The following is a 13,343-nucleotide window of genomic DNA, read 5'->3' on the forward strand; positions in this document are numbered from 1 at the left end:
CCTCCCTGGCCTTCGACTGGCACATCAGCCCCAATGCCCTGCTGCAACTGGACATCGAATACCAGAACAAGGAGCAGCGCTCGGCCCCTGGCTACCAGCTGCTGGGCGGGTCGGCGCTGCCGCACCACGCCTCGCCGAAGAAGCTGCTGGCCCACCAGAGCGGCTCGAAACCGGTGACCAACGAATCGCTGAACATCAGCGGCAACTTCGAGTACAGCTTCAACGACGACTGGAAAGGCAACTTGAGCGCCTCGCGTAGCCGGGTGGTGATCGATGACTACAGCTCGTTTGCGTGGGGGTGCTACAAATCCACCAGTTGCTCTGATATCGCAGTGCCTAATTTTTTCAGCCCGGAAGGCAACTACGATATCTACGATTTCCGTAGCCCCGACGACACCCGTCGCAACGATGAAATCCAGGCAGTGCTCAATGGTCGTTTCGATGCAGGAGGACTGGGGCATGAGCTGAGCCTGGGCACCAGCGCGTTCCGCCGAGTGGTAGATCGACGTGAACCTATCAACGAATCGTTCGACAGCGGCAATATCAATAGCGAACCCGATACCCTCCGCCGCTACGCTGGGGCCCTCAACGACTCCCACAAACGTCTGGACAGTCGCCAATACGGCCTGTTCTTCAGCGACCGCATCAGTTTCAACGAGCAATGGCAGACCGTTCTGGGTGGGCGTGAAGTGCGCCTGGATGAAGAAAGCTTCGACAAGGATGGCGCGCGTGAACGCCATACCCAGCGCTACATGTTCCTGCCCCAGGCGGCGCTGATCTACAAGCCGGTGGCCAACCTGTCGCTCTACACCCAGTACGGCAAGGGTCTGTCCCTGGGTGGGCAGGCGCCTTTTTCCACACGCAATAGCGGCACCACCCTAGCCCCCACCGTATCGCGGCAGATCGAGACCGGGGTCAAGTACGACTGGCAGCGCATGAGCTTCACCGCTGCGTTGTTCCAGATGCGCCAGGCCTACCAGTACGCGCGCCCGGACGGCGATGGCCAGTTCACTTATATCCAGCAAGGCCAGCAAAAGAACACCGGCCTGGAACTCTCGGCCAATGGCTGGGCCACCCAGCGCTTGCAGATCGCCGCCAGCGTTGCGGCGATCCGCGCGCGGGTCGAAGGCACCGGCACCCCGGCCTACGAAGGCCACCAGGCCCTCAACGTGCCGCGCCTGCGGGCCAGCCTCCAGGGCGACTACGCCCTGCCCTGGCTCGACGGCCTGGCCCTGCTGGGCGGGATGCAATACAGCGCCAGCAAGTACGCCGATCGCACGGGCAACGTCAGCGCCGGCAGCTACGCGATCTTCAATATCGGCAGCCGCTACAGCACCCGCATCGACGGGCATGAAACGGTGTTCCGCCTGACCGTGGACAACCTGTTCGACAAGCGCTACTGGCGTGACGTCGGCGAGTACCTGGGCGACGACTACCTGTTCCAGGGCGCGCCGCTGAGCGCACGCCTGAGCGCCTCGATCAATTTCTGAGCCCGCGCCTCGTCCCGAGGCGTGCGCAGCCTGCGGCAGCGGCCACACAAAGCGGGCCCCTGTAGACAGCGTCTTGCCCGTTACCGGGCAAGCGCCAATTTCGGGTCATCAGGATGGCCCGACTTGAGCACGCCAAATACGATGTGCAGCGTCTTGCGCATCACTGCACAGACGGCGGTTGCAAGACCGCCCTCGCCAGCATAAATATCGAAACTATCGACACCGCCCCGACGCCCAAGAACGCAAGCGAACGGGCCTCAAGGCAACGGCGCAAAGCTCCCACCGCCCTCGTTCCAGCGAAACCCCGGGAGCTTGCAGCCCTTGAAAACAACCCGCAGTTGCTCCCCCTCACCCTGCAACTGCAAGGTATCCACCAGGCTGCCCAGCAACGAATCAGCACCCTCGGCGAACGGCTGCAACGACACCACCGCCGCAGGCAGGGTCGGGTTGTCCATGATGTTGATCAAGAGCCCAGGACCGGGATGGAAAGGCGTGGATTCCAACGCCATCGGCAGGCGCTCGGACTCGGAAAACCTATAGCCGGACATACCGCCGCCGTATTGGGAGTCGTAGGTGAGCGCCAGTTCCACCGGGGTATCGCCGAGGGTGCCGCGGTAGGTGGCAGTGGGGTTGGCTTGGGCGGTGGAGGTGATGAGCCCGAGGCCGAGCAAGAGCACTGGGGTCAGGCGCAAAAGGAGGTGTTGCAGGTGACGCGGCTTTGCCGAGGCCTGGCCCGATTCTGAAATTGTCCAACAGGCTGTTGGACAATTTCCATAGGGCCACACTCTGCTGCTGATCACCAAGCTGAAAGCTCCACAAGAACGCCTAGCCTACGCCCAACGAGCCGTTGATTACGGCCCGAAGTGCACTGGGCATGCACACCGAAACTCGCTTGCTGGCGCGTGAAGGCATGGCACAAGCCAACTTCTCAACCCAACTGCCAGCCTCCAACCCGGACCTGGCCCAGCAGGTACTGAAAGCCCCTCATGTATTCGACTTGCTCGACGTCAACCGAGAGGCAAACGAGCGCGATATCGAACATGCCCTGGTACAGCATGTCACGCGGTTTCTACTGGAATTCGGAGCAGGTTTTGCCTTGGTTGGTCGACAACCTCCCAAACGAGTAGGGAAAAGAATACCCTTACGGCCTCTTACGCTGTTTCGTACAGCGAATCGGGAAACCTACGGATAGTGCCCCCCTGCACCTTCCCCAATCAATCCAACCGTGCCTGGAGAAGCGACGAGTTCGTTCTTGCCCTGAACCGGTATCCCCTTCACCGCAACGGTTTACCTGGTAAGCGCCAACCTGATTTGAATGCCCATCGTGACCGCCTGAAGCCGACATGGCTCGCTTAGTGCTCCGGTGCTGGCTTTCTAGCAACCCATTAGAGAAATCCATATGCCCCCCAATCCGACAATCGATAACGTATTACGTGTCGCCTTGGTTACAGGATCCACTTCCGGTATCGGCGCAGCCATTGCACGTGTACTGAGCCAGGCAGGCTATGCGGTGGTGATCCATTCGCGAAGCTCTGCGGATAGGGGACGCGCTATGGCTGGCGAAATGAAGCAGGCTATTTACGTGCAAGCTGATCTTGCGGTCGAGGCTGACAGGGTCAGGCTGGTTAACGAGGCGATCGCCGCATGGGGGCAGCTCGACGTACTGGTCAATAACGCCGGTATCAGCAGAGTCATTCCCCACGGCGACCTTGCTTCGGCCAACTCGACGGTGTGGCACGAACTTAACGAGGTGAATGTAGTGGCGCCGTTCCACCTCGTCGCATTGGCCGAGTCGGCATTGCGCGATGCCGCCCGTTACCGTCGAGCAGGTTGCGTCGTCAACATTAGTTCCCATGCCGGTATCCGTCCTAAAGGCGCATCGATTCCCTATGCGGTCAGCAAAGCCGCACTTAATCACATGACCCGCTTGCTCGCGTTATCGCTGGGGCCAGATGTTCGCGTAAACGCTGTGGCGCCTGGCTTGGTCGACACACCGATGACCGCAGAATGGACGGGGGCCCAAGAGCTTTGGCGAACTCGCGCCCCTATGCGCAGGGCCGCTAGCCCAGACGACATCGCAAAAGCTGTTGTGATGCTGGTCGAGTCGGACTACTTGACCGGCGAGATACTGCTCTCAGACGGCGGGTTGAATCTGACCTAGGTCGAGCGTGCTCCGGTGTAGCAGGTGAGTAGACGAGTCACTCTGTTTCACCGACTCGCCCCAAGGCCCTGAAGCAACAGGGGACGCTTCAGTGTGAGGCGTGTGGTTTTAACTTCAGCCAAACCCATGTTGCAGATGTGGAGGGGATGATTGATGTACACCACACTAAACCTCTGCACCCATTCCAGCTGGGTGAAGGGATGCTGCATATCGAGCTGAGTTCGGCGCAGATCGTCGGTTACCTGATGGTGAAATCCTTGCGCCAGCTGCCGGATGCTCCGTCGGTCGATCTGCCCTATGCCATTGCCCAGGACAGGCCATAGCGCCGCCCTGGTGTTCTCCTGCCAAGCCGGTGGCCGGGTTCCGGCCCGGGCTACCTCGCGGCCTCAGGCAGCGCCTCTTCAGCACAACCGCAAAGCTGCAGCCGCCATCATGCTTGGCTTGCGCCCTTGGGCTTGTTCTTCGGCCGCCCCGCCCGCCCGTCATACTCCGGACGACCCGACACCACCAGCCCGAAGAAGTAGGGTTGGGCACCGGGATCTTCCAGCTGCCCCGCGGATTTGTTGTGCACTTCTATCAGCGAGAACAGCTCGACCAGGCGGTCCTGGATCTGTTCGATCTCCGCGTCCCTGAGCGTCACCATCGAGCTGTACTTGAACGACCCGGACACATCGAAATATTCGCTTTGCTCCGGCTTGGACAATGAACGATCGATCTCGGCGCGCAGGAAGCGGTCCTTGAGCGCCAGGGCCTCGGCCGTCCTTGGCATCCTCAGCGTGGGCGCATGCCGCACGAAGGGCGCCTGCGGGGTGCTGCGCTCCTTGGCGACCAGGGCCAGGAACGCTTCGGTTCGCTGATCATAGGCAAGGCCCAGCTGCTGGCAGACCAAGCGGACCTCGGCTACCGAGGCGCTGTCCACCATGTACAGATAGGTCATCAACGGCAGCAGTTCGAACTGCTCGTTGAACGCCGCGATGATCTCCTGGGTCACGATGAATTCGCGCTCGTAGCGGCTCAAGCTCAAGGCGCGGCGCAAGATTCTCGAATCGTGCTCGCGCAACTCCAGCCGGGCCGGCAGGTCCGTGACCTCCACGCCCTTGCCGAACAGCATTTCATGCACCTGGGCAGGCAACAGGTCGCGGAAGTAGTGCCAGTAGTAATCGAAGCTCGATTTACTGGCCGGATCGAGGCCAAGACAGTCGTGCAATTCGACCACGGCGTCGATGCTCAGGTGCTTTCTTCCCGACTCGACATCACGGTAGTAGTTGGCGGAAAACGGAAGGCTCACATCGTCCAGAAAAGTGGAAATCTTCAGGTGGCCTCTTTCGATGCGTAACTGGTTCAGGAACGCACCGAAGGCTTGTTTGTTCTGCATCGACTATCAAGACTCCGCGAATAGAGTGAGCGCCACTCGGGTGGTGTTTTTCCTGACCTTCATAGTGGCAGCCACCCGTCCTATTTCTTGCGTATTAGCGACATGCACGCCCCCACAGGGGATCGACCATTGTCCGCATCGCCACCAACGGTATCCCGGACCTTGGTCGGCGTCGGCTTGCGTCGTTATTGCATGACCCGCAGCACAGAACGCGTTCAAGGCATCGGTTGCCCGCTGCAAGCTTGGGTCATCGAACTCGTCGACGAATTCATATTGATTTTCCCCACCTTCGTCACTCAAGGGCGAACGGACCGGGTGTGGCAGGGAATGCCCAAGGGTTCGCTCGAGCATGCAATGCATCAGGTGCATTGCCGAATGGATACGCATCTGCTGGTAGCGCAACGGCCAGGCCAGGGTAGCGACGGCCCCTGCACCGCTCAGGCATTGCTGCAGGCGCTCGAACGCCTGGTCGTCGATGCCCAGGTAATGGCGGATCTGCCAATCCTTCTTCCGGGTGGTGATCACCTCCAGCACCTGCTGGGCATCACCTGCCGCCTGGCCGACGATGTGCAGCGACCCTCGGTCGCCCAGTTGCCCGCCGCCCTGGGGATAGAAAACCGTTGCGTCGAGCAGTGCAAAAGGCTGACCCGAATCGTCGCGCTCAAGCCGCTCGATACGACACTCCACGTGCCTGAGATAGGGTTCGTGATGGAACAGGGGGAGCGTTTCGTCCATGTTGGCCTCGAGTGCCTGGGGGTTATCCGTTCATGGGGTTGCATTGGCAACCCCGCTCTCGCCTACCGCCCTGGGGGTGAGCCTCGGCCTTTAGTGCGGTGGATTTTGTACCACCCACCACCCGTCAATTCAACAAATAGCGTTATTTTTCTTTCAGTAGATTAATAGATCGGACGACAGGAATCGCTCCCGACCAATGCTGCGCCGCCGAACCAAGCGGTTGATATGACAGTAAAACAATCAGTACCCGCCCATCCGTTATGATGCCCCCCTGTCAGACAACTGGAAGTCCGCCCCATGCTCAAACCCCTCGCCATCCTGGCCCTGACCGGTGCTTCTGCCTACGCCGGCGCCGCCTCCACCGACCTTGCCGGAGTCTGGAAAGGCACACTGGGGAAGCACTCGATTACCGCCTGCTTCAACGCGGCTCCCAATAGCAACGGCAGCTACTACTATCAGCGTTTCGTCACGCCGATCCAGCTGACCCAGGCACAGGCCGGCGAGCCCTGGATCGAAGACGGCCAGACCGGGTATTGGCAGCTCGACGCGCCCCAGGGCAGCCGCCTGAGCGGCGCATGGAGCAAGGCCCCGGGCGACACGCCATTGCCTCTGGCACTGACGCGCACCAGCACCGAGGGCTGTGGCAGCGATGCCTATAACGCGCCGCTGGAGGCCGCGCCGTTGCCGGTCAAGGTACAGAGCAAAGAATTCGCTGGACACCGCTATCAGCTCAGGACACAGGGCGCCCAGGTCAGTCTCAGGCTGGAAGGCGATGCCCCGGCGCTGAAGAAGATCAATCAACAGCTGGAACGCCTGGCCATCAGCCCCGACAGCCAGGAGGAGTTCTTCAGCGAGCGCCGCGAGTACCTGGGGCGTAACGGCTCCGGCTACACCAGCGAAATCAGCGTCGAGCCCCAGTACTGGTCGTCGCAGTGGATCACCGTCAGATTCTATCGCTGGACCGCCGGCACCGGTCGCAACGGCATCAGTTGGGGCCTGCACAGCTGGAACCTGAAGACGGGCGAGCCCGTCGATCCCTGGACCTGGGTGGGCGGACGCCAGCAGTGGCACGACGCCTACTCCGGCCAGGTGAAGCTGGCGCCCGGCTTCGCCACCTGGCTGGAGAAACAGACCACCGTGGACGAAGGCTGCCCGGCCGTCAGCAGCTACTCGACCTACGACTTGAGTTTCAACACCCTGGGTTTGCAGCTCTCGACGCCCGCCTACGGTGACGGTTGCGACAATGAGCTGAGCTTCACCTGGGACCAGTTGGCGCCGGTGCTGACGGCCCAGGGCAAGGCGGCACTGCCGAATTTGCGCTTGCCTTAGTAGCGCTCACCGAGCCAGCCACCTGCTGGCAGGAACATCCGGCAGGCGGGCGAGGTGCTGGGTGTTGTGTAAGCGGCGGAGTCCGTCAGGTGCGCCGGATCCTCGAGGTTGCAGAGCCAGGTCCGAAGCAATGGCCCTGAACCGGACGGCAAAAGCCGCAGGCCAGAAGCTCCCGCGGCTCGGTGCGGCAAGCTCGGCTCAAGCCTCCAGGGCGCGGACTCGCTCGTGACGCTGCTGTTCCTCAGGCTGGGCCGAGGATTGCAGGGTGAAGTCGAAGTGGATTTCGGCGAAGCGCCCGCTGACGCCCAGCTCCCTGGCCCGGGCCTGGTCTTCGCTGAAGGTGATCTGGGCGATCAGCTCGTCGCGGGTGGCGTAGGCGAAATCGTCGTGCAGGTACTGGTCGCCATCCAGGTTGATCTGGGTGGTCAGGTGGCGATGATCGTCTGCGCTGATGAAGAAGTGGATATGCGCCGGACGCTGGCCATGGCGCCCCAGTTGGTCCAGCAGTTGCTGGGTCGGGCCATCCGGCGGGCAGCCATAGCCCGACGGTACGATGCTGCGAAAGCGATAGCGGCCCTCGGCATCGGTGACGATGCGCCGGCGCAGGTTGAATTCCGACTGGCTGCCGTCGAAGTAGGAATAGGTGCCGCCGGTGTTGGCATGCCAGACATCGACGATGGCGCCGGCCAGCGGCTGGCCGGCGGTATCGCGGACCTGGCCCTGCATGAACAGCACGACGCCGGGATCGCTGCCATCGTCCAGCCGCGCCTCGCCCTGGCTCAGGGGCGCGCCAGCCACGTACAGCGGGCCTTCGATGGTGCGCGGGGTACCACCGGTCTTGCCGGCCTGCTCATCGGCGGCATCCATCAGCAGGTCCAGGTAATGCTCCAGGCCCAGGCCGGCCGCCAGCAGCCCGGCTTCCTGGCGGGCCCCCAGGACGTTGAGGTAGTTGATCGCCTTCCAGAACTCCTCGGGGGTCACCTGCAGGTCTTCGATGATGTTCACCGTGTCCCGCAGGATGCGGTGCATGAGGGCCTTGGCCCGTGGGTTGCCGCCTTCGGTGAACTGGCCGCTGGCTTCCTCGAGGAACTTCTGGGCGCTGGCGGTGTGGGAAATCCTGACGTTCATGATCGATCCTCATCTTGTACTTATTAGAGTGGTGAACGGGCTGGCACGGACTCAGCGGTCATCCTCATGAATGGACGAAGGATGCCTGCACATGGCATCGACTTCGATGGCCATGTACGGGTACAGCGGTAATTGCATCAGGGTGTCGTGCAATTCCTGCACGCTGTCGACATCGAACACGCTGTAGTTGGCGTACAACCCGGCGATGCGCCACAAGTGGCGCCACTTGCCCGCGGCTTGCAGGCGCTGGGCCAGGGCTTTCTCGTCGGCCTTGAGTTGCGCGGCGCGCTCGGGATTCATATCGACCGGCAGGTTCACGGTCATCTTGACGTGGAATAGCATGCAGCCCTCCTCAGGCGTGGTGCAGCACGGGGGTGGTCTTGTCGCGGCGGAAGTACGCCAGGCGCTCCTCGTCCAGGCTCAGGCCCAGGCCCGGGGCCGTCGATACATGCAGCTGGAAGTCGCGATACAGCGGCGGCTCGGCGAGGATGTCCTCGGTCAGCAGCAATGGGCCGAACAGCTCGGTATCCCAGGCCAGCTTGCCCAGGGTCAGGAAGGCATGGGCCGAGGCCAGGGTACCGATGCCGCCTTCGAGCATGGTCCCGCCGTAGAGGCCGATACCCGCCGCTTCAGCGATGGCGGCAGTGCGCAGGACGGCCCGAGGGCCGCCGTTCTTGGCGATCTTCAAGGCAAATACCGAGGCCGCGCCTTCGCGGGCCAGGTTGAAGGCGTCTTCCACGCACTCGATGGATTCGTCGGCCATGATCGGCGCCGGGCTGCTGGCATTCAGGCGCACCAGGCCGGCGCGGTTGTTGCGCGAGATGGGCTGCTCGATCAGGTCGATGCCGTTGTCGCCCAGGATCCGGCAGGCACGCAGGGCCACGGCCTCGTCCCAGGCCTGGTTGACGTCGACCCGCACGCTGGCGCGTTCCCCCAGGGCCTGCTTGATGGCGATCACGTGGGCTAGGTCGCGTCGTACCTCGCCGGCGCCGATCTTCAACTTGAAGATCCGATGGCGGCGCAGCTCGAGCATCTTCTCGGCCTCGGCGATGTCCTTGGCGGTATCGCCGCTGGCCAGGGTCCAGGCCACCGGCAAGGCGTCGCGCACCCGGCCCCCCAGCAACTCGCTGACCGGCAGGCCGAGGCGCTTGCCCTGGGCATCGAGCAGCGCTGTCTCGATAGCGGATTTAGCGAAGGTATTGCCACGGATGCCCTGCTCCAGGCGCAACATGGCGGCGTTGATATTGCTGGCGTCCTGGCCGACCAGCAGTGGCGTGAAGAAGCGATCGATGTTGGTCTTGATGCTATCCGGGCTTTCGTTGCCATAGGCCAGGCCCCCGATGGTGGTGGCTTCCCCCAGGCCCTCGATGCCATCGGCGCAGCGCAGGCGGATCAGCACCAGGGTCTGGTTCTGCATGGTGTGCATGGCCAGCTTGTGCGGGCGGATGGTCGGCAGATCGACGATGATCGTTTCGATCGATTCAATGGCGGAAGCGTGCATGTCCATACCCGTCAGGTTCTTGAGGTTCTGTCAGCGATTCTGTCCCGGCTTTTTACGGGGTTCCAATATAGAATTGGTCTTGCTTGATACCTAATAGGTATGCCAGGCCACCAAGGAGGAATCATGGAACTGCGTCATCTGCGCTATTTCCAGGTGCTGGGGGAAACCCTGAATTTCACCCGGGCCGCCGAGCGCCTGCACATCGCCCAACCGCCCCTGAGCCGGCAGATCCAGCAGTTGGAAGACGAGCTGGGGGTACTGCTGCTGGAGCGTGGCCGGCCACTGCGCCTGACCGCCGCCGGACGGTTTTTCTACGAGCATTCCAACCGGGTGCTGGAGCAGTTGGGCAAGGTGTGCGACAACACCCGGCGCATCGGCCTGGGGCACAAGACCTGGCTGGGCATCGGTTTCGCCCCTTCGACCCTGTATGGCGTGCTGCCGCAGTTGATTCGCCGGCTACGCAGCAACGAGACCCTGGAGCTGGAGCTGGGTCTCTCGGAAATGACCACCTTGCAACAGGTGGAAGCCTTGAAGGCCGGGCGCATCGATATCGGTTTCGGACGCATCCCTATCGATGACCCGGCCATCGTGCAGAAGGTGTTGACCGAAGACCCCTTGGTGGTCGCCCTGCCCGCCGGGCATCCGCTGCTGGGGCAGCCGGTGAGCCTTGAACGACTGGCGCAGGAGCCCTTCGTGCTGTACCCGGCCAACCCACGGCCGAGCTACGCCGACCATGTGATCGCACTGTTCAATGCCCGGGGCCTGAACCTGAAGATCGCCCAGTGGACCAACGAATTGCAGACCGCCATCGGCCTGGTGGGCGCCGGCATCGGCATCACCTTGGTGCCGGCCTCGGTACAGGTGCTGCACCGCGACGACATCGGCTTTTGCCCGCTGCTGGAAACCGAGGCCACCTCGCCGATCATTCTCAGCCGCCGGATCGGCGAACCCTCGCCAGGGCTCACCCACTGCCTGCACCTGATCGCCCAGTTGCGGGCAGAGATCGGGCGCGAGCCATCCACGCTCAGCTGAAAGCACAACCGCCGGCCCCATCGAAGGACGGGGCCGGCGGTTCTGTCGCGGCTTGAGGCGGGCTGCCGCCCTTAGAAGGTCAGGCCGACCTTGAAGCCGTACTCGTCACGCTTGAGCTTGGTGTTGTCGGCCACCGGCGTATCCTCGTCCAGCTTGTATTCGGTGTGGGTGTAGTAGACCCCGGCCATCACCGGCAACGAACCGTTCTGGTTCATCAGGAAATTGACTTCGGCATAGGGGTTGGTGCGGTTCTTCAGGTCCACGGTGTCGCTGCCGACATCATCCACCTTCAAGCGCGCCCGGCCATCGATAGTGTGACGGGCCCCCAGCTCCACGCGCATGGTCACGTCGTCGAACTGGTGGTTATAACCCAGGGCCGCCTTGGCGAAGGGTGACTTGTTGGTGAGTTTCATGTCGTAGTCGCCGGTGTCCGGCTCGTAGCGGGTCCAGGTGTAGCCACCGCCCACCAGCACATCGACGAAGTTGCGCGCATCCAGGGCGGCGCGCCAACCCAGGTCGAGGTCGGCCTGGCCTTCCTTGAGCTTGTTGTCGTTCTTCTTGCCGAACTTGGCTTCGATCCCGGCCTGGTAGATCAGGCCGGACTCGGCGGTCATCTTGTTGCCGAAGTTGTAGAACACTCCACCCTCGCCCAGGTGTTCCTTGTCGCTCTGGCTACCGCCTTCGAGCTTGAAGTCGTTGTAGCTGCCGAGAATCCCCAGGGTGGAAATCGGCCCGGTGTTCGGTGCGGCCATGGCATTGCTGGAAAGTGCCAGCAAGGTGGCGGCAGAGGTGCTGGCCAGAAGGGTTGCGAATACCTTTGACATCGTGTGTGAATCTCCCTGTTTGAGAAAGGCAAATGCTGCAGGAGCCTTTTCGAGGGAAACGCAAAGCAAAAGGTTCTATTTATTTTTCACGTTTTTTTCACACCCCTGTAGCGCCTCGCCACCTGTGGGGGCTTTAGGTCGTACAATAGGCCGTTCAATACAGAGCGTAGTCTTGGGGCAATGCATGGAAGTATCGAGAGCCGGCCTGATCATCCGGCGCATTCTGGCCTACCTCGCCGACGGCGTGCTGGTACTGCTGCTGTGGTTCGCCCTGTGTCGGCTGGTGGACAGCCTCAACTATTCGGAGCTGGCGCTATGGGCCATCTGGTGTGTGTATTTTCCCCTCAGCGAATACCTGTGGCGTGGCTGCACCGCCGGCAAGGCTCTTTGCGGCCTGCAGGTGATCAATGGCATCGGCCAGCCACCCTCGCTGCCACAGGTATTGATCCGCTCGATCACCCGGCCATTGGAAGCCGCCATCAGCCCCGCGACCCTGCTGATCTGCTGCGAGTCCAGCCGCTGCCAGCGCATCGGCGACCGCCTGGCGCGCACCTATGTCATCCCGCGCAAGGACCTGGCGCGACTGCGCGGTCTACTGGCCACCCGGCTGGCCGCGCCTTGAGCATCCGCCGGCAGCGCAGCCCATGTCGCGCCTTGGCATGGCGTTTTTTCAGGAGTCTGCATGACCAGCGAGCAACATCCCCATGAACAGGCCCTGGCCAAGTTCCTCGAACAACGCCCCGCTTTGCGGGAGCAACTGGACAGCCTCAACCCACTGCAAGCCCGGGCCCGGGGCGAAACCCCGGCGCAATATCGCGCCGAGCGCCTGCACGAGGCCTTCGAGGCCGCAGCCGAGCGCCTGGGGCTGTTCGCCTGGGAACTGAGCCTGCAACTGACCACCGACAGCCCGGAGGAATTCCACGCTCAACGCCTTGAAGTACACAAGGAGGTGGCGCAAATGGCCGGCATGCCGTGGGACGAATATTGCATCCTGCATCACCTCGACCCGCGGCCTTGAACTGCGCCCCACTGTCCCGGTACAGGAGAACCGCCGATGTTGCCTTCGACTTCCACTCACGCCGCCAACGCAGCCCTGCAGCACACGCAAAAATGGCGCGGGCGGATCGGCCTCGGGCTGGTGGCGTGTCTCTCGGTACTGGCCGGGATGACCGACGCCATCGGTTTCATGGCCACCGGTGATTTCGTGTCCTTCATGAGCGGCAACACCACGCGCATGGCAGTGGCCATCAGCGCTGGCGAGGCGGGCCTGGTGCTACACCTGCTGCTCCTGGTGGCGGCCTTCATCGTTGGCAACGCCCTGGGCGTGGTGGTCAGTCGCCTGACCGGGCATCGCGCCCTGCCCTTGCTGCTGGGCATCGGCGCATTGCTCTGTGCCAGTGCCGCCTGGCCCGTGGAGCAACAACTGCCGGCCCTGCTGACGGCAATCGCCGCCATGGGCATGCTCAATGCCGTGGTGGAAGAAGTGAATGGCCTGCCCATCGGCCTGACCTATGTCACCGGCGCCCTGTCGCGCTTCGGGCGGGGCCTGGGCCGCTGGCTGCTGGGGGAACGGCGCAACGGCTGGCGGGTACAACTGGTGCCCTGGACGGGAATGTTCGCCGGGGCGGTGCTGGGGGCACTGCTGGAACATCACCTGGGGCTCAAGGCACTGTATGCACGCAGGGCGTTCGGGGTGCTGCCGGGGGCGGCGTCGCTGGAGAGTCCACGCCGCTGGCAACTGGGCTACAAGACCCGCTGACAAGAGGCG

The 13,343-nt window shown here is 62.6% G+C and carries 16 protein-coding genes; 9 read left to right on the top strand and 7 right to left on the bottom strand.

Going from position 1 to position 13,343, the window contains the following annotated elements:
* On the top strand, positions 1–1,490 hold a 1,490-nt coding region (locus ACK6AU_RS14095; RefSeq protein WP_409299644.1), incomplete at its 5' end, for a TonB-dependent siderophore receptor.
* A 257-nt stretch (positions 1,491–1,747) separates the two neighbouring features.
* On the opposite strand, the gene ACK6AU_RS14100 is transcribed toward ACK6AU_RS14095, so the two are convergent.
* Positions 1,748–2,182, bottom strand: a complete 435-nt coding sequence (locus ACK6AU_RS14100; protein ID WP_409299645.1) for a hypothetical protein — start codon at positions 2,180–2,182, stop codon at positions 1,748–1,750.
* A 182-nt stretch (positions 2,183–2,364) separates the two neighbouring features.
* Between ACK6AU_RS14100 and ACK6AU_RS14105 the strand changes: the two genes are divergently transcribed.
* The 3 genes from ACK6AU_RS14105 to ACK6AU_RS14115 all read left to right on the top strand — a co-directional run bounded on the left by ACK6AU_RS14105 (position 2,365) and on the right by ACK6AU_RS14115 (position 3,974).
* Entirely contained in the window at positions 2,365–2,682 is a 318-nt protein-coding gene (locus ACK6AU_RS14105) for a PDDEXK nuclease domain-containing protein (protein WP_409299646.1), read from the top strand.
* A 207-nt stretch (positions 2,683–2,889) separates the two neighbouring features.
* Entirely contained in the window at positions 2,890–3,651 is a 762-nt protein-coding gene (locus ACK6AU_RS14110; RefSeq protein WP_409299647.1) for an SDR family NAD(P)-dependent oxidoreductase, read from the top strand.
* 146 nt (positions 3,652–3,797) lie between these two features.
* Complete coding sequence (locus ACK6AU_RS14115; RefSeq protein ID WP_409299648.1) at positions 3,798–3,974, top strand: hypothetical protein; 177 nt, start codon at positions 3,798–3,800, stop codon at positions 3,972–3,974.
* A 107-nt stretch (positions 3,975–4,081) separates the two neighbouring features.
* Here the strand turns inward: ACK6AU_RS14115 and ACK6AU_RS14120 are convergent, their stop codons facing one another.
* A complete protein-coding gene (locus tag ACK6AU_RS14120; protein ID WP_409299649.1) occupies positions 4,082–5,026 on the bottom strand; it encodes a hypothetical protein in 945 nt (314 codons plus the stop codon).
* 6 nt (positions 5,027–5,032) lie between these two features.
* A complete protein-coding gene (locus tag ACK6AU_RS14125) occupies positions 5,033–5,761 on the bottom strand; it encodes an alanyl-tRNA editing protein (protein ID WP_409299650.1) in 729 nt (242 codons plus the stop codon).
* 297 nt (positions 5,762–6,058) lie between these two features.
* Between ACK6AU_RS14125 and ACK6AU_RS14130 the strand changes: the two genes are divergently transcribed.
* Positions 6,059–7,090 carry a hypothetical protein gene (locus ACK6AU_RS14130; RefSeq protein ID WP_409299651.1) on the top strand — a complete coding sequence of 344 codons (1,032 nt, stop codon included), beginning with the start codon at positions 6,059–6,061 and terminating at the stop codon, positions 7,088–7,090.
* A gap of 198 nt (positions 7,091–7,288) precedes the next feature.
* On the opposite strand, the gene catA is transcribed toward ACK6AU_RS14130, so the two are convergent.
* From catA to ACK6AU_RS14145, 3 genes are read right to left on the bottom strand one after another with little or no spacing between them, the layout of a single operon-like run.
* Positions 7,289–8,218 carry a catechol 1,2-dioxygenase gene (gene catA / locus ACK6AU_RS14135; protein WP_409299652.1) on the bottom strand — a complete coding sequence of 310 codons (930 nt, stop codon included), beginning with the start codon at positions 8,216–8,218 and terminating at the stop codon, positions 7,289–7,291.
* Between the two features lie 51 nt (positions 8,219–8,269).
* Entirely contained in the window at positions 8,270–8,560 is a 291-nt protein-coding gene (catC, locus tag ACK6AU_RS14140; RefSeq protein WP_022639610.1) for a muconolactone Delta-isomerase, read from the bottom strand.
* 10 nt (positions 8,561–8,570) lie between these two features.
* Entirely contained in the window at positions 8,571–9,719 is a 1,149-nt protein-coding gene (locus ACK6AU_RS14145) for a muconate cycloisomerase family protein (protein ID WP_185699033.1), read from the bottom strand.
* A gap of 123 nt (positions 9,720–9,842) precedes the next feature.
* Here ACK6AU_RS14145 and ACK6AU_RS14150 point away from each other — a divergent pair, with 123 nt between their 5' ends.
* Positions 9,843–10,751: a LysR family transcriptional regulator gene (locus ACK6AU_RS14150; protein ID WP_409299653.1), complete on the top strand. Its 909-nt coding sequence runs from the start codon at positions 9,843–9,845 to the stop codon at positions 10,749–10,751.
* A gap of 71 nt (positions 10,752–10,822) precedes the next feature.
* Here ACK6AU_RS14150 and ACK6AU_RS14155 read toward each other — a convergent pair whose 3' ends face one another.
* Positions 10,823–11,575, bottom strand: a complete 753-nt coding sequence (locus ACK6AU_RS14155) for an outer membrane beta-barrel protein (RefSeq protein WP_409299654.1) — start codon at positions 11,573–11,575, stop codon at positions 10,823–10,825.
* Positions 11,576–11,759: 184 nt separating this feature from the next.
* On the opposite strand from ACK6AU_RS14155, the gene ACK6AU_RS14160 reads away from it, so the two are divergent.
* The 3 genes from ACK6AU_RS14160 to ACK6AU_RS14170 are packed head-to-tail and all read left to right on the top strand — an operon-like array spanning position 11,760 to position 13,334.
* Positions 11,760–12,197 carry an RDD family protein gene (locus ACK6AU_RS14160; protein ID WP_185699030.1) on the top strand — a complete coding sequence of 146 codons (438 nt, stop codon included), beginning with the start codon at positions 11,760–11,762 and terminating at the stop codon, positions 12,195–12,197.
* A gap of 60 nt (positions 12,198–12,257) precedes the next feature.
* Entirely contained in the window at positions 12,258–12,593 is a 336-nt protein-coding gene (locus ACK6AU_RS14165; RefSeq protein ID WP_409299655.1) for a DUF6388 family protein, read from the top strand.
* 36 nt (positions 12,594–12,629) lie between these two features.
* Positions 12,630–13,334: a YoaK family protein gene (locus tag ACK6AU_RS14170; protein WP_409299656.1), complete on the top strand. Its 705-nt coding sequence runs from the start codon at positions 12,630–12,632 to the stop codon at positions 13,332–13,334.
* The last annotated feature ends 9 nt before the right edge of the window (positions 13,335–13,343 follow it).

It is taken from the genome of Pseudomonas sp. KCJK8993 (assembly GCF_046230915.1).
Taxonomy (GTDB): domain Bacteria; phylum Pseudomonadota; class Gammaproteobacteria; order Pseudomonadales; family Pseudomonadaceae; genus Aquipseudomonas; species Aquipseudomonas piscis.